Source organism: Providencia heimbachae ATCC 35613 (assembly GCF_001655055.1).
Taxonomy (GTDB): domain Bacteria; phylum Pseudomonadota; class Gammaproteobacteria; order Enterobacterales; family Enterobacteriaceae; genus Providencia; species Providencia heimbachae.
The window spans coordinates 53,965-75,510 of record NZ_LXEW01000016.1 but is presented as its reverse complement, the minus strand read 5'-3'; the positions used below and the strand labels follow the sequence as shown (position 1 = coordinate 75,510).

Genomic DNA, 21,546 nt, shown 5'->3' with positions numbered 1-21,546 from the left:
TATTTTTCCTCTTTTCTGATTTATTCCTCGATTGTTTCTTTATTGCATGATGATGAGTAGAATGCACCTATGAACCTATTCATAGATACCTGAATTAAGGGTGTCCATAGCAAAATTTACTCCTCTGGCTGATGCCTAAAAGGTGATTATGAAATTTTTAATTATTATTGTCGTATTGCTGCTGATTGTTATTTATTTTTATAACCGCATCGTTGCATTACGTGAAGCTGTTATTTCAAGTGAAACTGAAATTTCAGTTCAATTAGATCGTCGTGGAAAAGTATTTGATAGCCTATTAGCAACCGTTAAAAAATACTTAAGTCATGAAAGTGAGGTCTTTAGTAAAATTACGGAGCTCAGAACTCAGGCGCAAAATACAACAGGTGATAAAGCCCGCGAAGCTGAAGATGCATTATCTAAAATGGTGACCAGTGGGGCTATCAATGTTGCAGTTGAAGCTTACCCAGAGCTGAAGTCAGATGCAATTATGGCTAATTTACAAGAAGAAATTGTTTCTTCAGAAAATAAGCTGTCGTTTGCTAAGCGTGGTTATAATCGCACATTAGAAACGTATAATGCGTATATAGCATCAATGCCGGCTGCTATTATTGTTGGCATTATTCCGAGTCTGAAAATTTCGAAAGAATATTGGCGTCTTGATGAGGAAACCATTAAAACAGAAGAATCACGCCGTATTAATTTTGACTAATTCACGCTGAGTTTTATTTATTATCAATATCAGGGTGCATTTGCGCATCCTGATAAGTTTTATGTGGCTATAACAGGGTGCTTTATGGATTTTAGAAACGTTATACGTAAAAACAATATCCGTACACGGCTAGTGGTTGTTAGCTACATACTTTTAATGTTAATCATTGGCTTGCTAGCGGATACGGCTACGCATCCTAATGAGCAAGCGGATTTGCTTGATAATGCATTAGATTTTCTTACGTTAAAACAGCTCCCTGTAGCGACATTTATTATTTTAGGCTTAACGTTTCTTGGCCTTATTTATATCCATTTTCGTGGACATAAAATGATGCTGGCAGGTATGAATGCCAAGGAAGTGACACTTGAAAGTGCAACAACATCACAAGAAAAGCAATTATCTAATATTTTAGAAGAACTCAGTTTAAGTGCGACTTTAGGTTATATCCCTCGCTTATATATTTTAGAAAGTGAAGAACCCAATGCCTTTGCGGCAGGTTGGAATAAACGTAATGCTTTAGTGGGTGTAACCCGTGGGTTATTACAAACGTTAAATCGTCAAGAAGTCCAAGCGGTTATGGCTCATGAAGTGGGACATATTATTCATGGGGACTCTAAGCTAACTCTGTATGTTGGAATATTAGCGAATGTTATTTTAACGGTAACCAACCTATTTAGTCAGATATTTATTCGTACGGCGGGACGCAGTCGGAATAATGCAGCTAATAAAGCGCAGATTATTTTATTAGTTTTAAATTTTGTTCTGCCTTGGATTACACAAATTCTCTATTTTTACTTATCCCGTACTCGTGAATATATGGCCGATGCGGCTGCGGTTGATTTGACATCAGATAACCAAGCAATGATTAGTGCTCTAAAGAAAATATCGGGCCAACATGAAACCCATGATTACGATAAATCAACTACAGGTCAGGCTTATCGTAAAGCGGCTTATATTTTTAATAAGGGGGATTCTGTTTTTTCAACACACCCTTCAATTGAGAATCGAATTGCGGCGTTAGAAGGCCGTAAAGAGTTTTAAAGCTAAATATAGCGCTTCATAAATAGAGTATTAACCTAACTTAGTGCGTTTTTTGTAGGTCTTTTCACACTGAGGCTGGAACAGCGCGCGATTACCCCCTATAATTCCGCAAACCATAACACCTTGCTGTTATGCATTTCCATTTCTGAATTTTTTAACCAGGTTATCATTTTATGACTGACATAGCGCATCACTGTACCATTGTAGGTATATCGGGAGCCTCTGCATCGGGCAAAAGCCTTATTGCAAGCACTCTATATCGGGAATTAAGAGAGAAGGTCGGTGATCATAATATCGGTGTTATTCCAGAAGATTGTTATTATAAAGATCAAACAGATATCCCAATGGAAGAACGCCTCAAGGTAAACTATGACCATCCCAACTCTATGGATCACAGTTTGTTGTATGAACATCTCAAATCACTTAAAAGTGGTAAATCAGTAGAAATTCCTCAGTACGACTATGTCGCTCACACCCGTAAAGATAAAACCATCAGCTTTAAACCGAAAAAAGTGATTATTATCGAAGGTATTTTATTACTAACCGATAAACGCCTACGTGAAGAAATGGATTTTTCTATTTTTGTTGATACGCCTCTGGATATTTGCTTGATGCGACGCATCAAACGTGATGTAAATGAAAGAGGTCGAACCTTGGATTCGGTGATAGACCAATATAATAAAACGGTTCGCCCGATGTTTTTACAGTTTATTGAGCCGTCCAAGCAGTACGCTGATATCATTGTTCCACGTGGCGGTAAAAACCGCGTAGCCATTGATATCCTGAAAGCAAAAATTGGCGAGTTTTGCCAAGAATAAGGCATAGCAAGATAATGCGTCGAGATGCGCGATTAGCCAACTATAATGACGGTTAATTTGCTATTGGGATAAAAATAATGAAAGGGGAAATAACCATGCGTCTTTGTGACCGCGATATAATTCAATGGATGGATGACGGTAAATTAGAAATAAACCCACGCCCACCTATTGAACGGATCAATGGTGCTACAGCAGATGTACGTCTTGGAAATCAATTCCGTGTTTTTCGAGCCCACACTGCCGCATTTATCGATCTTAGTGGCCCAAAAGATGAAGTTAACGCTGCATTAGAGCGAGTGATGAGTGATGAAATTGTTCTGAAAGATGATGAACCTTTTTTTCTGCATCCCGGAGAATTAGCGCTTGCAGTAACCCTTGAATCTATCACGCTTCCTGATAATTTAGTTGGCTGGTTGGATGGCCGTTCGTCTTTGGCTAGGCTAGGATTAATGGTGCATGTCACCGCCCATCGTATCGATCCTGGTTGGTGTGGTCAGATAGTGCTAGAGTTTTATAATTCTGGTAAATTACCTTTAGCATTACGCCCAGGCATGGTGATAGGTGCTTTGAGCTTTGAACCATTGTCGGGTAGTGCGGATCGCCCTTATAATAGTCGCCAAGATGCGAAATATAAAAACCAACAAGGTGCTGTTGGTAGCCGTATTAGCGAGGACTAATCGCGACGGCTATGACGAAAATTGTTTCTTATGATGGACTCTAAAGTGACAATTTTCGTTAGTTTTGAAGGATAAGTATGGTGTGGGCCAATTAAATGGCGTAGCAGACATAGTTTAAGAGAGGGAAGGATGAAACGGTTTTTAACAACATTGATTATTTTACTTGTGGTGGTAGTAGCAGGACTGACAACGTTAGTCATGTTAGTAAACCCAAATGATTTTCGGCAATATCTTGTTGAACAAGTAGATAAAAAAAGTGGTTATCAGCTTGAGTTTAAAGGTGATATGCGTTGGCATGTTTGGCCAACATTGAGCATAATTACCGGTCCTGTTTCTCTAACGGCAGATAATGCAACCCAACCTGTATTGAGCGCAGAAAATATGCGTTTAGATGTCGAGCTATGGCCTTTAATTTCTCACCGTTTATCGGTTGAGCAGATTGTTTTAGATGGGGCGGTTATCCGTAAAACCCCAGAGAGTGAAGCACAAGCAAAAAATAACTCCCCAGTGCCTCCCCAAGGAAGTCAAGTTGATACAGACTCAACAGATAAAAGCAAATGGCTGTTGGATATAGAAAAAATTGATATTTCTAATAGTCTGGTGATCTGGCAAACCCAAAAAGATGAATACAACCTGCGCAATATTAATCTTTCATTGAAAAAAAATGCGGATAAAAAAGTTACTGTAAAATTCAGTGGAAATTTGAATAAGAATCAACAAGAGCTGAGTTTCGATACGAAAGCTGAAATTGATCTTTCCGCGCTGGCTCAACAGATTGGCGGGCAATTAACGCAATTTAATTATCAATTTAGCGGTGTTGATCTACCAGAAGGTGGTATTGCAGGGCAGGTTACTACCGATTTTCTGTATACTAAAGCGGGCTCAGGTGCCGCGAGTTTGAGTAATTTAATTATCAAAGCGAATGATAATGAATTGAAAGGTGATATCAGCGTTCAATTGACGGATATTCCAGAAGTGGTTGTTTCGCTCGCATCTGATTCATTAAATTTAGACCGTCTTCTTGGGGCTTCAAATCTCAATGCGAGTTCGTCGAATACCACTGATGGTTCTGTAAGAGTTGGAGTTAAACCCGTAATTTCAGGTTCTAATCCACAGCAATATGATTTATCAGGCCTAAAATCATTTACAGCAAAAATAGATTTAACGGTTGGTCATCTTATTTATCGTGGTATGACGGTGACCGATGTGATTTTTAGCGCGCAAAATCAGACTCCGCGTTTTACGATTTCTAAACTTGAAGGAAAAGCGTTTGGTGGTGAGTTTTCATTACCAGTGACGCTTAATTACAATGCTATTCCTGCTCAAGTTTCAACAAAACCTATTTTTAAAAATATTAATTTAACACCACTATTAAAAGCATTTAATATGCCTGAAAAACTGAGTGGTATTATTTCATTGAATGCCGCATTATCGGGTACGGGCTATGATGATTATGCGGTTAAAAATCAGTGGCAAGGTCCTGTTAGTTTTGAATTAACAAATGCGCGTCTTGCTGGACTGAATATTCCCCAGCTTATTCAACAATCTATTTCTCGAGTCACTAATAAAATCAATGCACCTGCAAATACGAACAACTATACAGAGGTAGATTTATTTACCGTGTCAGGTGTGTTAAATAAAGGCAATATGAATATTTCTTCGTTACAAGCCAACTCACCACTGATTAATATTAGTGGTCAAGGAAAGGTTAATATTCCAAAAGAGACCATAGATGTTAATTTAGGTGTCAATATTGCAGGTGGCTGGGGTGGCGATTCACGTCTTATTCAGCAATTACAAGCAATGACGATCCCACTGCGTATTTATGGTGGTTGGAACAGCCTTCAATATCAACTCGACGTGGAAAAACTATTGCGTAATGAGCTACGAAGCCAAGCGAAAGAAGCATTAGGAAATTGGCTGAAAAAAGAAGAGAAACAAGGGCTAAATAATTTATTAAATGCACTTTAAATTTTAGAAAGCATAAGATTGTATCAGTAAATAAAAACGCCAACTTGGCGTTTTTATTTACTGACGATAAGTTAAAAATATTTACTCATATTTTGATGATTTCGCTTTTTGATTGTTAATATGCTCACTTATATCATAATAGTTTCTTTGTTCTTTAGGCGCTAAATCTTGTTCTTTTGCCTTAATAGCCGCAAATTTTTCATTTTTAATCAGTTCTATTTTTAAATTATCCGTCATCTCTGTGCCTTGTTTAATTTTATCATCTAACTGAGCTAGAGTGATTGGTTTAGATTTGTGATGGTCGTAAGAAGATCGAACAAGGTCACCCTTATAATGGGTAATGCTATCAGTTAAATTGACTAATTTTTGTTGTACAACCTCAAAAAATCTTGAGTTGCTAGTCAATTCATTCCTAGCATTGATATCATTAGAAGCCATACCAATAAATTTGATTAAATCAGTGACGTTAGCGCTTAGTTTATTTAACTGCTTAAAATGAACAGTTTTACTTTCAGTCTTTATTAGTTTTTTAGGATCTATTGTTTTTGCTTGTAGGTTGACTTGTTCTTGAATAGATTTATGAAATTCTTTTACTGTTCTATGCTCAGAAAAAGTTACATGCTGGGGTTCTGTTGTTGCATTTTTTTGTTGGGCGCTACTTTTTTTTAGAATCGATTTAGGCAAAATAGCTGGGTGATTTATTACCGCCTTCGTCGAGCTAGTTAATTGGCTCTTTGTATTATCCTCACGACTTATACTGATGCTAGCACGAGGAATTGTTATTGGATTGGGGGTGGTTTTTATTGTCATGGGTCGTTTTCTCATTAAAATTAGATTATTAAACTGAACGAATTATTCAATAGTCCAATGATTATTTCTTTTAAAAAACGCCACTATAGTTTTGAGAATTTAGCTAAATTAATTTTGCTATTTACTCTGATTTCATGCAAAAAAATACCGGCAATCGCCGGTATTTAAGATAATGATTAATTAGTCATCTTCATACTCATAGCCATCACCTTCCGGAGTGGGGGGAGTAATTAAAACTTTATTGACTCGATGACTATTAACTTCTAGAGGTTGGAAGATGCAGCCATTGATTGTGACTTGCTCCCCTACTTCAGGGACACGTTGTAAGTGTTCCATGAGTAAGCCCGCAATGGTTTCATATTCACGCTTATCATCTAGCGCCATTGGAATAAACATAATTAAGTCTTCTAATGGCATGAAGCCATTGGCTATCCAAGTACCATCATCGAGCTTCTGAATATCATGGCGTGAATCATTTTCTTCTTCACCAACCGGTAAGTTACCTGCAATGGTTTCCATGACATCCGTCAAGGTTACAATACCTTCAATCGAACCAAATTCATCGACAACGAAAGCAAAGTGCGTGTGAGCCTTACGGAACTGTTCCAATGCTTTAAGTAACGATAAACCTTCAGGGAAGATTAACGGCTGTGTAATCAATGCACGTAAATTCAGTGGTTCACCGCTAAGTTGCTGCCTAACGAGATCGAGAACATGCACAACGCCAACCGGTTCATCACTGATATTTTCATCAATAACCACAAAGCGTGAGTGTGGATTTTTTTCCATCAATTGCAATAATTCACTGGATGATTTATTGATGTCTAAATAGTCCACATCATGGCGAGAAGTCATAATACTTTCGACATTTCGCTGAGCCATACCGAGAACACGTGCAATCATTAAACGTTCTTGCGGGTCAAAAATTGATTTATTATCCGCGATTAAGTTTGATGTATGAGGGTCGAGATCCCCACTTTCATGTTTACCACTTAAAATGCGTAATACCGCTTCTGCTGTACGTTCACGCAGCGGGCGGGCTCCGGTTAGGAATTTACGGCGGTTAAATTGGGCAAACTGATTGAGCACTTCAATCATGATAGAGAAGCCGATCGCAGCGTATAAATAGCCTTTTGGTATCGCATAGCCGAAGCCTTCTGCCACTAAGCTGAAACCAATCATTAGCAAGAAGCTCAGACACAAGATGACAATCGTTGGGTGCTGGTTAACAAACGCAGTTAACGGTTTGCTTGCCCAGATCATCAATGCCATGGCGATGGTGACTGCTGCAATCATGACACCAATATGATCAACCATACCGACCGCCGTGATTACGGAGTCGAGGGAGAATACGGCATCAAGGACAATAATTTGCGCAACAACTGCCCAAAAATTTGAGGTTTTCCGTTGAGTATTAGTGTGTTCGTCTTTACCTTCTAGCCGTTCATTTAGCTCCATTGTTGCTTTGAACAATAGGAATAGCCCCCCGACCAACATAATGAGGTCTCGGGCACTAAAAGCATGATCGAATAGCGTTAAAACTGGCTTAGTAAGTGTAATTAACCACGACAGACTAAACAGGAGCACTATACGCATGATAAGCGCAAGCATTAATCCTGTTATACGAGCTCTATCACGCAGTTTTGGCGGGAGCTTGTCTGCCAGAATGGCAATGAAGACGAGGTTATCAATACCAAGAACGATTTCTAGAACGATAAGGGTCGATAAGCCTGCCCAAATCGTAGGATCTGCGATCCATTCCATACAGTTTGTTTTACCTTCTGATATGACGGCTTATACCGACGAATGAATAATGCGGTTTGTTTAATGAAATTTCAATAAAAATTCATCTAAGTTGGATGATTATTTATAAAAATTATTCCGAATACGTCATCGATTGCATCAATAACTACCACGGAGCACAATCCTGAGTTAACATGTGATCCCGTTAACAGAATGTCAGCACAAATGATGCTGACTTGGTCCTAATCAGACAGGAGTTTTTCATGTCAAAGCAGCAGATTGGTGTTGTCGGAATGGCTGTCATGGGGCGCAATCTTGCGCTAAATATCGAAAGTCGCGGTTACTCTGTTTCTATCTTTAACCGTTCAAAAGATAAAACTGACGAAGTCATTACTGAAAATCCAGGGAAAAAATTAGTTCCCAACTATACTATCGAAGAGTTTGTTGACTCTCTGGAAAAACCACGCCGTATCTTGTTGATGGTGAAAGCGGGTGAAGCAACGGATAAAACAATTGCTGCACTGACTCCGCATTTGGACAAAGGCGATATCTTAATTGATGGTGGTAACACCTTATATAAAGATACAATTCGTCGCAATCGTGAGCTATCAGAGCAAGGCTTTAACTTCATTGGTACTGGTGTTTCAGGTGGTGAAGAAGGCGCACTAAAAGGTCCATCAATTATGCCTGGTGGCCAGAAAGAGGCTTATGAGTTAGTTGCGCCAATTTTAAAAGAAATTGCAGCGAAAGCCGAAGGCGAACCTTGTGTGACCTATATCGGTCCAGATGGTGCTGGCCACTATGTGAAAATGGTCCATAACGGCATCGAATATGGTGATATGCAGCTAATCGCAGAAGCATATTCCCTACTTAAAGGTTCATTAAACCTTAGCAATGAAGCGCTAGCCGCTATTTTCACTGACTGGAATAATGGTGAGCTAAGCAGCTACCTAATTGAAATTACCGCAGATATCTTTAACAAGAAAGACGAAGAGGGTATCTACCTTGTTGACGTTATCTTAGATGAAGCGGCTAATAAAGGAACGGGTAAATGGACCAGCCAAAGTGCTTTAGATTTAGGCATTCCACTTACGCTGATTACTGAGTCTGTGTTTGCGCGTTATCTTTCATTCTTAAAAGATCAACGTGTTGCAGCCTCTAAAGTATTAACGGGTCCAGTTCTAAAAGCGGTTGAAGGCGATAAAAAAGCATTTATCGAAAAAGTACGTCGTGCATTGTACTTAGGTAAAATTGTTTCTTATGCTCAAGGCTTCCAGCAATTGAAAGCTGCTTCTGATGAATATAATTGGGATTTAAACTACGGTGAAATTGCGAAAATTTTCCGTGCAGGCTGTATCATTCGCGCGCAATTTTTGCAAAAAATCACAGATGCATATAATGAAGATGCGAAGATCGCTAACTTATTGTTAGCGCCATACTTCAAGCAAATTGCGGACGAATACCAACAAGCACTACGTGATGTTGTGTGCTACGGTGTGCAAAATGGTATTCCAACACCAACGTTCTCTGCTGCAATTTCGTATTATGACAGTTACCGTGCCGCGGTATTGCCTGCGAATTTAATTCAAGCGCAACGCGACTACTTTGGTGCTCATACTTATAAGCGTACGGATAAAGAAGGTGTATTCCATACTGAATGGATGGAATAATTAGCCTGGATTTTTAGGTCATAACGCAAAGGCGCTATTTCTTAGCGCCTTTCTAGCCTTCTAAAAGGTCACTTTTCTTAAGATTTTTAGCACACAATTTAATATTATATTCAGCTAATATCCCGATAATTTTGGCTATTTTCTTAATCGCTCTTACTTTAGATAACTTGAATATTTACAAGTGATTTAAAACGTAGGGCTAATAATTTCATTTTATTTTTCAACCTTAGAATCTGTTATATGCGCAAATTTCTTATTTTATTGCTTCTTTTAGTTTTACTCGGTCCTTTAGGGATCGATTTATATTTACCCACGATACCGGCAATCGCAAAAGATTTAGACAGTAGTGAATCTGTTATTCAATCGACAATTGCGTTATTTATTTTGGTACTTGGATTAGGGCAGCTAATTTCAGGCCCATTAGTGGATAGATATGGGCGTAAACCCATCGCGATAGCAGGAATTATTCTTTATATTATTGGCTCTGTGGTGGCAATATTCGCAACAACATCAAGCGTATTTATCGCTTCGCGTTTATTGCAAGGTATCGCAGTTTGCTGCACTTCTGTGGTGGCCTTTAGTAGTGTTCGCGACCGAATGAATGGAACGGAAGCTGCACGCGCTTTTGGTTTTTTAAATGGAACACTGAATATTGTTCCTGCTTTAGCGCCATTATTAGGTGGCTTGCTGGCAGAAGCATGGGGATGGCGAGCCCCCTTTTGGTTTTTAGCGCTATATGCGGTTGTTATCTTACTTTTAACCGTCATGTTTTTACCTGAAACACGCCCAGTAAGTGCGCAGCAAGTTAAAAAAATTCAATTTGGTAATTACCTGCGTATTTTACGTAGCAATCATTTTTTAATTTTTGCACTGGTCAATGCGGGAACGATGGGAATGGCATTAACTTATGTTTCCCTTGCGCCAAGTGTATTAATGGGAGATGCAAAACTTAGTCCGTTAGAATTTTCAATTGTATTTGGGATCAATGGCTTTTGGATTATGTTTGCCAGTTATATTGCAAATTTCTTTATCCATAAAATAGGGCGCCCAACCTGTTTGTTAATTGGTAGCACCATGATGGCTTTAGGATGTTTGGGTCTGTTATTTGGTGTTTTTGTTCTTTCTATCGATATACAAAACCATTGGCTTGTTTATATGCTACCTGTTATTTGTGCCTGTACCGGTTTAGCCTTTATGATGGGAACGGCAACAAGTTATGCTTTAGAACCTTTTGGTCATGAGGCTGGAACCGCATCTGCACTCGTTGGATTCGTTCAAATGGCTGGTGGAGCAACGTTAGGTCTTTTAGCCATTGCATTACCGGTACAGCCTAAGTTGTCATTAGCACTGGTTATGTTGATTGGCTGTATATTCGGATTAGTTGCAAGAAAAACCAGTTTAAAGCGAGAAGCAATAATAGAGAGTATTTAGGAAACATAATGAATAGCCCATTATTAAAACAGCCGAGGGTTGGCTAGAGGTGATGTAGGTTGAACGTGCATACATCACTATAGACAGCGTTCTATGGTAACGATATCCGTGATTTTTCAAGTTGCAGGGCTGTTGACTATACTCAGTTATCTGCATATTGAATTATTTTTTGGATAAACATTATTAAAAGGTTGTTTACCATGAATAAAAAGCATTGGTCAAAATACGAATTACTGCATGAAGTTGTTCAAAACCCAAACATTCATATTAAAGGGCATCATAGTTATTACAGTGACTGTTGGGATGAAGGATTTGAAAAATCGGTTGTTCGTTATTTACAAGGGGACGAAGAAAGCCGAGATTGGCAACTCGCTTGGAACGTAGACCAGCTCTATATTGGCAATTATGTCTGTATCGGCAGTGAAGCCGTGATTTTGATGGGGGGCAATCATACCCACCGAATAGACTGGTTTTGCTTATATCCTTTCCTTGAACATATTGAAGATGCTTATGTAGGAAAGGGAGACACGATTATTGGCGATGGTGTGTGGATTGGGATGCGTGCTTTTATTATGCCTGGCGTTCATATTGGCGAAGGTGCAGTGATCGCAGCCAACAGTGTCGTGGTTAAAGATGTTGAGCCTTATAGTATTGTTGGCGGAAACCCTGCGAAGCCAATTAGTAGCCGTTTTTCACCGGAAATTATTGAGCCATTATTAGCGTTAAAAATCTACGATTGGCCGGAAGAAAAATTTAACGCTTTAAAATCGTTTATTTGTAATTCAGATTTTATGGCCTTAAAAAAGGCGAGCATCAAGTATGACAAGCAGGCTGCTATTTAAGGCGAGCCATATCTTGTTTTTAAAGGGTTATTTTGAATAACCCTTTTTTAATATCTAATTATTCTTCTTCAGCACGAATAAAATCGACTAAGGTTGGTGATGCTATTCTTTGGTAGTCTTTCGTGCTTAAAATAATTGAACGTTCGAGAGTGCCTGCATTAAACGCTAATTCATCAAAACGCACAAATAAATGTGGATCTGCAATTAGCATTAATGATGGATGAAAACTAAACGGCGGAATAGCACCAAAAACACATTGGGTTAATTCATCTACTTCTTTTGGGCTAGCCAGTGAAGCACGAGTTCCACCTACCGCGAGCGCTATTTTACTCAAATCTGCTTGTTTATCTGCAGGTAAAATAGCCAGTACGTGTTGGCGAATACCATTGCCTTTAACATGGCAAACTAATCCTTTTGCACCTTGGCCTAACTGCGTTCCTCTTATTTTTGCCACTTCTTCTGATTTACCCGCAGTCGGGTGTTCCATCACACGATATGCCGCGTTATTTTCATCAAGTAACTGCGTTAATCGCTTAAAAATAGGATTCTCTGACACGAATACTTCCCTTTTAATCCATAATAAATAAAAGGAATGATAGCAAGATTGGATTGATATACAACAGGCTGAAACAGGTGGGGGAATAGCAAATACGAGTGAGTTGTTGGTAAGTTAAAACCACCCGCAGTACGGGTGGTTATGATAATCACTGATGGCGTTCTTTCAAACGCTTAATGATGGTGCTTAAATCTAAGTCTTGATCTTGCAGTAATACCATTAGGTGATACATCAAATCGGCAGCTTCGTTAGTTAGTTCGGCGCGGTCGTTGACCGTAGCAGCTAATGCGGTTTCAACCCCTTCTTCACCGACTTTTTGTGCGATACGCTTGGTGCCGCTGGCGTAAAGGCGAGCAGTGTAAGAGCTTTCCGGATCAGCAGTTTTACGTGCTTTGAGGATGGTTTCCAGCTCGAATAAAAATCCCCAATCGCTTTGCGCGGGTGCAAAACAGCTTTGTGTTCCCTTGTGACAAGTTGGTCCGTCAGGTAACGCTAAAGCGAGTAGGGTATCGCTATCACAATCGGCAAAGATATCGACAAGATTAAGAAAGTTGTTTGAGGTTTCACCTTTTGTCCATAAACGTTGTTTAGTTCTGGAAAAAAACGTTACCTTGCGGCTATCTAAAGTCACTTGTAGTGCTTCAGGGTTCATATACCCAAGCATCAGGACATCGCCAGATGTTGCGTGCTGGACAATAACCGGCATCAGGTTATCAACTTTTTGCCAAGCCAGTTGCTTGCATTGCTCTGTGGTTAACATACTCTAATTTGAACTCCATTTTCGGCTAGGTATTGTTTTAAGTCACCGATATTGATGATCTGTTTGTGGAATACGGATGCGGCTAAAGCCCCATCGACACCGGCATCGGTAAAGGCATCAAGGAAATGCACTTTTTCACCTGCGCCACCGGAGGCGATTAAAGGGACTTGGCAAACTTCACGAATTTTTTTCAGTTGTACCAGATCGTAACCTTGACGTACACCATCTTGATTCATCATATTTAATACAATTTCACCGGCACCGCGTTGTTGGGCTTCTTTTACCCAATCTAACGTTTTCCAACGGGTTTGCGTGGTGCGTTTTTCATCACCGGTAAATTGATAAACTAAATATTCGTTGGTTTCTTGGTCGAACCAAGTATCGATACCTACCACGATACATTGCACACCAAAGCGTTCGGCTAGGCGAGTGATCAAGGTTGGGTCTGACAGCGCAGGGGAGTTAATCGAGATTTTATCCGCACCAAATGACAGAATTTGCGCGGCATCTTCGACACTTTTTATGCCACCGGCAACACAAAAAGGGATATCAATCACTTCTGAAACTTTAGATACCCAGCTTTTATCGACCACTCGGCCATCAGATGACGCGGTAATATCATAAAAAACCAGCTCGTCAGCCCCTTCTTTTGCGTAGCGTTGTGCTAAAGGAACGATATCGCCAATGATTTCATGGTTGCGAAATTGCACCCCTTTAACCACTTGCCCGTCACGAACATCTAAACAAGGAATTATGCGTTTTGCCAACATTCGATTGCCTCCGCAACGGTAAATTTGCCTTCAAGTAATGCACGCCCAACAATCACACCTGCGGCTCCAGAGGCTGGGATTGCAGCGATATCATCTAAATTACCAATTCCACCCGATGCTTGAATTTCAATATCAGGGAATTTTTGGCTAATTTCTTTATATAAATCGACGTTCGAACCCGTTAATGTGCCATCTTTTGAAATATCGGTACAAAGAACGTGTTTTAACCCGTAAGGGCGATAGATTTCAATAGCTTGCTCAAGGGATAAATTTGAGTTTTCTTGCCAGCCACTGATAGCGATTTCTTTAACGCCGTCGGCATTAATGCGTACATCAAGAGCTAATACGATAGCTTCACCACCATAGCGCTCAAACCAAGTTTTAACTAACTCTGGCTGAGTGACTGCGGTAGAGCCAATCACGACACGGGTTGCACCTGCATCGAGTAAGGCTTTTACATCGTCTTCGGTACGGATACCACCGCCAACTTGCACTGGAACGCTAACACCGGCTAATAATTTTTTGAGTAATGGAATTTGGCGTTTTTGCGGGTCTTTTGCACCCGTTAAATCAACCAAGTGCAGTAGTTTTGCACCTTCTTTTTCATATTGTTGTAAGCGTGGAAGAGGGTCAGTGCCATAATCTGTTTGTTTGGCGTAGTCCCCTTGATGTAACCGGACGACAGTGCCATCGATTAAGTCTAATGCAGGTATAATCATAGTGCTTACATCTCCAAAAAGTTTTGAATCAAGCGAGAGCCTGCAGCACCCGAGCGTTCTGGGTGAAATTGCACACCATAGAAATTGTCTTGATTCACCGCGCTACTAAAGATGTTGCCATATTCAGTTTGTGCAATGGTGTTGGTCGATACTGGCATCGAGTAGCCGTGAACAAAGTAGAAGTAAGCGTCATCGCTAATCTCTCTAAATAGCGGATTACCTGCGAGTGCTTTAACTTGATTCCAGCCACTGTGGGGGACAGGCAAACCATTGGCATCCATTTTTTGTACTGGGCTATCAATCAAGCCCAGTAACGGAACATTATTTTGGCCTTCTTCGCTAAAACTTCCCAGCAACTGCATGCCTAAACAAATACCTAAAACGGGTTGAGTTAGGGCTTTAATCAGTGGGATTAGCTCACGCTCTGTGAGCTTTTCCATTGCCGCACTCGCAGTACCAACACCGGGCAAAAAGACTTTATCTGCTTGCAAAATAGTATTGGTGTCACGGCTAACGATTGGGTCGTAACCTAAACGTTTTACCGCATAAGCCACAGAGGCTAAATTTGCACAACCAGTATCTAGGATCACAACCTTCATTAGAGAACCCCTTTCGAACTCGGTAAAGTATCCCCTTCGACACGAATAGCTTGGCGTAGCGTGCGGCCAAACACCTTGAATAGACTTTCTGCTTTGTGGTGATCATTCTTACCCTTGGTTTTCAAGTGTAAGGTGCAGCCCATGGCATAAGAAAGAGAGCTGAAGAAGTGCTCAATCATTTCAGTGCTTAAATCACCAACGCGTTGATATTTAAATTCGGCTTTATATTCCAAGTGTGGGCGGCCTGAAATATCAAGGGCGCAGCGTGCTTGGCATTCATCCATTGGCAGAACAAAACCAAAGCGAGCAATTCCACGCTTATCCCCAAGGGCAAGTCGAAGTGCTTCCCCTAATGCTAGGCCGGTATCTTCAACACTGTGGTGATCATCGATAAATAAATCACCTTTAACTTCAACATTTAAGCGGAAACCACCATGGGTAGCGATTTGGTCTAGCATATGATCGAAGAAGCCAACACCGGTATTTATTTTGCTGCCACCTTCTTGATCTAGCCAAACTTCCACAAGGATATGGGTTTCTTTGGTCACGCGCTCAACACGTGCATGACGATCACGTTTGGTTAATTGCTCAGTAATTGCAGACCAATCTAAGGATTTTGCATCATAAAGTAGGCCTTTAATACCCATGTTTTCAGCAAGTTGGATATCCGTTTGACGATCGCCAATCACATAACTGTTTTCTGTATCAAGCGTGCCTTCTTTTAAATAACGCTCAACCAGTTTTACTTTTGGCTTACGGCATGTGCAGTTTTCTTCAGGTTTATGAGGGCAAATCAACACTTCATCAAATTTTATTCCCTGTGATTCAAAAACTTGCATCATGAGATTATGTGGTGGCTCGAAATCTGCGGTTGGAAAGCTATCGGTTCCTAATCCATCTTGGTTGGTTATCATCACCAAGCGATAATTGGCTTTTTGTAAGGCCAGTAAACTAGGAATAACGGCTTTTTCAAAGGCGAGTTTACTCAAACTATCGACCTGAAAATCTGTCGGGGGTTCTGTAATTAATGTACCGTCACGGTCGATAAATAGAATTTTCTGGCTCATGAGTTATTCCTAATTAACAAAGTGCTTCAATAGCTTCAATAACGCGGACATTTTCTGTCTCTGTTCCGATAGTAATACGCAGGCAATTAATTAACCCCGGTTGTTTACTTTGATCGCGTAAGATAATGCCTTGATCCCAAAGTGCTTTGAATACTTTACTGCCATCAGTAAAGCGCACGAGAATATAGTTGGTTTCGCTTGGATAGACTTTTTCAACGACCGATAAACCACTTAATGCTTCCGATAACGCGATACGATTTTCAGTCACCGTAGCGACACGGCTTTTCATGGTGGCAATGCCGTTAATATCTAAAGCTTGTGCTGCAATGATCGCGACAGGGGTTGATAATGGGTAAGGTGCGATCACTTTAAGCAAGACTTCAATTACTTCAGGTGACGCTAAGGTGAATCCACAGCGTAAACCTGCCAAGGCAAATGCTTTAGACAAGGTTCTCAAAATCACTAAATTTGGGAATTGATCTAACCAATTAGCAACGCTGTATTGCGGGCAAAACTCAATATAAGCCTCGTCAACCACTACTAAAGCGCGACCAGCAGCCATTTCCAATACTTCAAGTAAATCTTTGTTGTCGATGATATTGCCGGTTGGGTTATTTGGGCTACAAATATAAATTAATTTGGTATTGGGTAAGTTTTCGCGAATAGCTTCAACATTGAGTGACCAGTCTGGCAATGCCATGATTTTTTTTTGTTCGACGCCAAAAGTTTCTGCACTAACACTATACATGCCATAGGTAGGTGGGCAAAACATCACGGCATCTTTGCCCGGCTCACAAAATGCACGGATTAATAATTCAATCGATTCATCTGCGCCACGGCATACCAGAACTTGCTCTGGGGCGATACCTGCATAGGCGGCGTAATTTTGGATCACGGCCGCAGGTTGGCATTCGGGATAACGGTTTAGTGTTGCATCATTAAATTGATAATCTGGCGCTATTGGGTATTCATTAGCATTCAACCAAACATCACCTTTTCCCCCTAAGCGGCGGGCAGACATATAAGGTGTCATGGTTTTTACATTTTCGCGTGCAAGGCTCGCAGCATTAAAATTCTGGCTCATCACTTACTCCTTATTTTGTTCTTTTAATTTTGTAACACGTAAGGTAACGGCATTTTTGTGTGCGGTGAGTTGCTCCGCCTGCGCCAATGTTTCGATAGTTGTTGCCAGTCCCAATAGACCTTGTGGTGAAAGTTTTTGTACCGTCATACGTTTCATAAAGTCAGCTAAGCCAAGGCTTGAATAAGTTGAGGTATACCCATAAGTTGGCAATACGTGGTTGGTACCGGATGCATAATCTCCCGCAGATTCAGGAGACCAATCCCCAACAAATACAGAGCCTGCATTAATGATTGAATCGACTAAATCATCGGCATTGCGTGTCTGTAAAATCAAGTGCTCAGGACCATAACGGTTGCTGATTTCAACACATTGTTCGATAGAGTCAGCAATAATGACACGGCTTGCGCTGAGTGCTTCTCTCGCTATTGATGCACGGGAAAGTTGTATTAACTGTTTTTCAGTTTCATCAATAACACGCTGTGCAAAAGCTGCGTCGTCTGTCAGTAAGATGACCTGAGAATCAGGCCCATGCTCTGCTTGGGAAAGCAAGTCAGAGGCTGTAAATGCCGGGTCAGCTTGGTTATCTGCGATAACCAGCACTTCAGAAGGCCCCGCAGGCATATCAATCGCCGCACCATCATGGCTTTGGCTAACTTGGCGTTTCGCTTCGGTCACATAGGCATTACCTGGGCCGAAAATTTTATCAACAGCAGGAATGCTTCGGGTTCCAAATGCCATTGCTGCGATTGCCTGTGCGCCGCCAACTTGGAAAATATCGGTAATACCGCATAATTTTGCCGCATACAGAATTTCATCGGCAATGGGTGGTGGTGAGCACAAAATAATTTTTCGGCAGCCTGCAATATTTGCAGGTGTACCCAGCATCATCACGGTGGATAGCAGCGGCGCTGAACCTCCGGGAATATATAACCCGACAGAGTCAATTGGGCGAGTGACTTGCTGACAGACAACGCCGGGCTGGGTTTCTACCGTGATAGGTACTGGTATCTGCGCTTCATGAAAGCGACGAATGTTGTTAATCGCCGTTTTCATTGCAATTTTAATTTCATCGCCTAGGCGTGCTTGGGCTTCGTCAACGGTTTCTTGTGCCACGCGAATAGTCGAAATATCTGTTTTATCAAAGCGTCGGCTAAGTTCTTGCAGAGCGCTATCGCCCTCATTGCGTACTTGGTCAATTATCTGACTAACAGCAGCGGTAATACTACCGGATGCGGCAATAGCAGGGCGCATAAGCAATGTATTTTGCTGTTTTTCGCTGCACGCTGACCAGCGAATTGGTTGATTAAATCCCAGTTCCATGGCGTTTACTCCATCATTTTTTCAATGGGTAAAACAAGGATTGAGCTAGCACCTAATGCTTTTAATTTTTCCATTGTTTCCCAGAATAATGTTTCTGAACTGACCATGTGCATCGCCACGCGGCGTTGGTCGCCAGCTAATGGCAGAATGGTTGGGCGTTCAGCACCTGGCAGTAAGGCAATAATTTCATCGAGTGTTTCACTCGGCGCGTGCAGCATGATGTATTTAGACTCACGGGCTTGGATAACCCCTTGAATACGGGTCATCATACGGTCAATAAGTTGTTGTTTATCCGCGGACATTTCCCCGTTACGCTGTATTAAGCAGGCTTTAGAACGGTAGATAACTTCGACTTCTTTAAGTCCGTTGGCTTCAAGGGTTGCACCCGTTGAAACGAGGTCACAAATAGCATCAGATAGGCCAGCACGTGGAGCCACTTCGACGGAACCATTCAATAAACAAGACTTAAACTGGATCCCTTTTTCATCGAAATAGCGTTTTAACAAGTGTGGGTAGGAGGTGGCAACGCGAGCCCCATTTAAACATTCAGCGCCGGTATAGTTGAAATCCAAAGGTGCGGCTAGTGATAAACGACAGCCACCAAAATCGAGTCGACGCAGTGTTTTATATTGTGGGTTTTCACCTTGTGCACGACGATTTAATAATTCTTCTTCAAGGACGTTTTCGCCGATGATACCAAGGTCAACAACCCCATCCATCACTAAGCCTGGAATATCGTCATCACGAACACGAAGTAAATCAATAGGCATATTTTCTGCATAAGCAATCAAACGTTGTTGCTGTAAATTGATTTTGATCCCACAACGTGCCAGCAGTTCTCTTGACTCATCGCTTAGGCGACCTGATTTTTGTATTGCGATACGTAAACGTGATTTGTCTAACATAAAAACCCCTTAAATCCTTTCAATAAATTTTTGTTTAATAATAAAAAAACCCTCGGAAGATAATCTTCCGAGGGTTCTCTTTATTTGCATTTCAGCCACCGGAAGAGTCGTAGATCGTCTTCCAGCACACATTGCCCAAAAGACTAATCAGGGTGATGGTGATGATGGTGGTTGCGTGAAATACAAGTCATAATAGTTTCCGTTTAATAATTTAGATAACTGCTTAAACATTCATTACTAATCAACCTATCCGATCTAGTCCTATCAATGCAACTCTTTTTTTTAAAATAACCAATAATAACTATATCGAGTCATTTCATAGTGATTAATCTCACAGAAAATAGGTTCGGAAGTTTAATGGTTTTCAGTTAGTCTTATCTATAAATTCAACTATTTTTGTTGTGAGAGATGATAAATGAAGAAAGTCACCATTATTGGATTGGGTTGGTTAGGTTTACCTTTAGCAAGCTCACTATTGGCGGATGGCGTAAACGTAGTAGGCACAAAAACAACACCAGATGGTGTCGATGCGGCTCGTGCTATTGGTATTGATTGTTATGCCCTAAAGTTCACCCCTGAACTTGAGTGTGAACAGGATGATTTAGAGCAATTAATGTCAAAAACAGATGTCATTGTGATTTTGTTGCCGCCCTCTAAAGTGGATACTGAGCATTATATTCGAGCAATAGAACAGCTTGTTGACAGCGCAATTGCCTTTAATGTCCCTAGAGTGATTTTTACCTCTTCTACCTCAGTGTATGGAGAGCAAGATGGTGTGATTGATGAAAATGCGTCACTACAAGCTGAAACCGCGTCAGCGAGTGCCTTGATCAAGGTTGAGCAGTGGTTACATAAATTACCTAATATTTCAGTGGATATATTAAGGCTTGCTGGATTGGTGGGTGATAAACGCCATGCGGGTCGTTTTTTAGCAGGGAAAACCGGTGTTAAAGGGGCTAATCAGCGGGTTAATATCGTACATCAGGATGATGTTATTGCTGCGATTACGTTGTTAATTCAGCAACCTCAAGGTGGGCATATTTATAATCTTTGCGCACCCATACACCCTACAAGAGCCGAATTTTATCACCAAGCATCATTGGCTCTGGGTTTGGTTCCACCCGAATTTGTAGAGGATGAAAATAGTTTAGAGGGAAAAATAATTAATGGCGATCGAATTTGTTTAGAGCTCGGGTTTGAATATGAATATCCAGACCCGAGAACGATGAATATGAGCCTGTAGTTATTTAATGGGTACCATGACAATTTTTTGGAATGCCGGACGGGCGGTGAGCTGCTGATACCAGCGTTCCAAATGTGTAAACTCAGGACGGTTGGTGACAATTTCGTGCCACGGGTAAAAAAGTGGCGCGATAGCGATATCTGCAATGCCAAATTTATCACCGCTAAAATAAGCTTGGGTTGCTAAGGCATCATCAGCAATCTGTAACAGCTTATTGATGTTGTCATAAATCACTTTTGCTTGTGCGGGGTCTCTATCGGCTTCAGGCATTCGCACGATTTTATTCATCATCTGTTTAATGTGATCAAATAAGTTCGCACCACTCCAATCCATCCATTTATCGGCTGAAGCTTTTTCTTGCAGGTTGTTAGACATCAATAAGTGAGTATGATCAAACTTTTCCGTAAGATAACGTAAAATTGCATTCGATTCCCACAGCGCAAAGTCATCATCCTGTAAAGTTGGAATTGTGCTGTTTGGATTCATTTTTTTATATTCAGGTGTCTCTAACCCACCAAATGGGCCGCCAACATCTTTCTGATTATAATCAATATTTAGTTCTTCTAAACACCAAAGTACTTTTTTGACATTTGATGAGTTAGTGCGTCCCCAGACAGTTAACATTTGATTCTCCCATAATGTTTTTTATTATTGAACCCGTTAAAGATAGATGAGATCCCATGATAGGAACAATCTTTATTTAGGGTGCGAATGTGACGTGCATCATATTTAAGGTGTGTTAAAGTAATTTATAGTTTTATGATTTTTAAAGTAATCATTTGAATGTATTCAATTAATTTGTGAAGGATTA

At 40.7% G+C, this 21,546-nt stretch carries 21 protein-coding genes and 1 other annotated feature; of the genes, 9 read left to right on the top strand and 12 right to left on the bottom strand.

Translation table 11 applies throughout. From position 1 onward, the window contains the following. The first annotated feature begins 148 nt into the window (after window positions 1-148). From M998_RS05180 to asmA, 5 genes are all read left to right on the top strand, one after another. Window positions 149-709 (top strand): LemA family protein, encoded by a 561-nt coding sequence (locus M998_RS05180; RefSeq protein WP_068441975.1) that lies wholly within the window; start codon window positions 149-151, stop codon window positions 707-709. Window positions 710-793: 84 nt separating this feature from the next. Further along, window positions 794-1,750 carry a zinc metalloprotease HtpX gene (htpX, locus tag M998_RS05175; RefSeq protein ID WP_068441976.1) on the top strand — a complete coding sequence of 319 codons (957 nt, stop codon included), beginning with the start codon at window positions 794-796 and terminating at the stop codon, window positions 1,748-1,750. Window positions 1,751-1,923: 173 nt separating this feature from the next. After that, window positions 1,924-2,568 carry a uridine kinase gene (gene udk, locus M998_RS05170; RefSeq protein WP_068441981.1) on the top strand — a complete coding sequence of 215 codons (645 nt, stop codon included), beginning with the start codon at window positions 1,924-1,926 and terminating at the stop codon, window positions 2,566-2,568. Window positions 2,569-2,663: 95 nt separating this feature from the next. After that, window positions 2,664-3,245 carry a dCTP deaminase gene (dcd, locus tag M998_RS05165; protein ID WP_068441984.1) on the top strand — a complete coding sequence of 194 codons (582 nt, stop codon included), beginning with the start codon at window positions 2,664-2,666 and terminating at the stop codon, window positions 3,243-3,245. A gap of 129 nt (window positions 3,246-3,374) precedes the next feature. Continuing rightward, window positions 3,375-5,216, top strand: coding sequence for an outer membrane assembly protein AsmA (asmA, locus tag M998_RS05160; protein WP_068907895.1), 1,842 nt, complete (start codon window positions 3,375-3,377; stop codon window positions 5,214-5,216). Window positions 5,217-5,297: 81 nt separating this feature from the next. Here asmA and M998_RS05155 read toward each other — a convergent pair whose 3' ends face one another. Both M998_RS05155 and M998_RS05150 read right to left on the bottom strand, forming a co-directional pair. Beyond that, window positions 5,298-6,026 carry a hypothetical protein gene (locus tag M998_RS05155; protein WP_068907893.1) on the bottom strand — a complete coding sequence of 243 codons (729 nt, stop codon included), beginning with the start codon at window positions 6,024-6,026 and terminating at the stop codon, window positions 5,298-5,300. 180 nt (window positions 6,027-6,206) lie between these two features. Continuing rightward, window positions 6,207-7,790: a TerC family protein gene (locus M998_RS05150; RefSeq protein ID WP_068441993.1), complete on the bottom strand. Its 1,584-nt coding sequence runs from the start codon at window positions 7,788-7,790 to the stop codon at window positions 6,207-6,209. A 242-nt stretch (window positions 7,791-8,032) separates the two neighbouring features. On the opposite strand from M998_RS05150, the gene gnd reads away from it, so the two are divergent. From gnd to M998_RS05135, 3 genes are all read left to right on the top strand, one after another. Beyond that, window positions 8,033-9,439, top strand: coding sequence for an NADP-dependent phosphogluconate dehydrogenase (gnd, locus tag M998_RS05145; protein ID WP_068907891.1), 1,407 nt, complete (start codon window positions 8,033-8,035; stop codon window positions 9,437-9,439). A gap of 240 nt (window positions 9,440-9,679) precedes the next feature. Beyond that, complete coding sequence (locus M998_RS05140) at window positions 9,680-10,870, top strand: multidrug effflux MFS transporter (RefSeq protein ID WP_068907889.1); 1,191 nt, start codon at window positions 9,680-9,682, stop codon at window positions 10,868-10,870. A 200-nt stretch (window positions 10,871-11,070) separates the two neighbouring features. Beyond that, the gene (locus M998_RS05135; protein WP_068442000.1) at window positions 11,071-11,712 is read left to right on the top strand and encodes a CatB-related O-acetyltransferase; all 642 of its coding nucleotides are present in this window, start codon (window positions 11,071-11,073) and stop codon (window positions 11,710-11,712) included. A 58-nt stretch (window positions 11,713-11,770) separates the two neighbouring features. Here M998_RS05135 and M998_RS05130 read toward each other — a convergent pair whose 3' ends face one another. The 9 genes from M998_RS05130 to hisG form a co-directional block, all read right to left on the bottom strand. Beyond that, entirely contained in the window at window positions 11,771-12,199 is a 429-nt protein-coding gene (locus tag M998_RS05130) for a YbaK/EbsC family protein (protein WP_145980653.1), read from the bottom strand. A 217-nt stretch (window positions 12,200-12,416) separates the two neighbouring features. Further along, window positions 12,417-13,028, bottom strand: a complete 612-nt coding sequence (hisIE, locus tag M998_RS05125; protein WP_068442006.1) for a bifunctional phosphoribosyl-AMP cyclohydrolase/phosphoribosyl-ATP diphosphatase HisIE — start codon at window positions 13,026-13,028, stop codon at window positions 12,417-12,419. Then, window positions 13,022-13,798, bottom strand: a complete 777-nt coding sequence (gene hisF / locus M998_RS05120; protein ID WP_068442007.1) for an imidazole glycerol phosphate synthase subunit HisF — start codon at window positions 13,796-13,798, stop codon at window positions 13,022-13,024. Before hisF ends, hisIE begins: the two co-directional genes overlap by 7 nt. After that, a complete protein-coding gene (gene hisA, locus M998_RS05115; RefSeq protein ID WP_068442012.1) occupies window positions 13,780-14,517 on the bottom strand; it encodes a 1-(5-phosphoribosyl)-5-[(5-phosphoribosylamino)methylideneamino]imidazole-4-carboxamide isomerase in 738 nt (245 codons plus the stop codon). Before hisA ends, hisF begins: the two co-directional genes overlap by 19 nt. Window positions 14,518-14,522: 5 nt before the next feature. Beyond that, a complete protein-coding gene (hisH, locus tag M998_RS05110; protein WP_068907887.1) occupies window positions 14,523-15,116 on the bottom strand; it encodes an imidazole glycerol phosphate synthase subunit HisH in 594 nt (197 codons plus the stop codon). Continuing rightward, on the bottom strand, window positions 15,116-16,183 hold the full coding sequence (gene hisB / locus M998_RS05105) for a bifunctional histidinol-phosphatase/imidazoleglycerol-phosphate dehydratase HisB (RefSeq protein WP_068907885.1): 1,068 nt from the start codon (window positions 16,181-16,183) through the stop codon (window positions 15,116-15,118). Before hisB ends, hisH begins: the two co-directional genes overlap by 1 nt. A 13-nt stretch (window positions 16,184-16,196) precedes the next feature. After that, window positions 16,197-17,267, bottom strand: coding sequence for a histidinol-phosphate transaminase (gene hisC / locus M998_RS05100; protein WP_068907883.1), 1,071 nt, complete (start codon window positions 17,265-17,267; stop codon window positions 16,197-16,199). 3 nt (window positions 17,268-17,270) lie between these two features. Next, window positions 17,271-18,587, bottom strand: coding sequence for a histidinol dehydrogenase (hisD, locus tag M998_RS05095; RefSeq protein WP_068907881.1), 1,317 nt, complete (start codon window positions 18,585-18,587; stop codon window positions 17,271-17,273). Between the two features lie 5 nt (window positions 18,588-18,592). Beyond that, entirely contained in the window at window positions 18,593-19,492 is a 900-nt protein-coding gene (gene hisG / locus M998_RS05090; protein ID WP_068442026.1) for an ATP phosphoribosyltransferase, read from the bottom strand. A 40-nt stretch (window positions 19,493-19,532) separates the two neighbouring features. Beyond that, window positions 19,533-19,660 (bottom strand) — a sequence feature (His leader region). A gap of 247 nt (window positions 19,661-19,907) precedes the next feature. Here hisG and M998_RS05085 point away from each other — a divergent pair. Then, window positions 19,908-20,735, top strand: a complete 828-nt coding sequence (locus tag M998_RS05085) for an SDR family oxidoreductase (RefSeq protein ID WP_068907879.1) — start codon at window positions 19,908-19,910, stop codon at window positions 20,733-20,735. Here M998_RS05085 and M998_RS05080 read toward each other — a convergent pair whose 3' ends face one another. Further along, window positions 20,736-21,359, bottom strand: coding sequence for a glutathione S-transferase family protein (locus M998_RS05080; RefSeq protein ID WP_068442031.1), 624 nt, complete (start codon window positions 21,357-21,359; stop codon window positions 20,736-20,738). Window positions 21,360-21,546 lie beyond the last annotated feature (187 nt).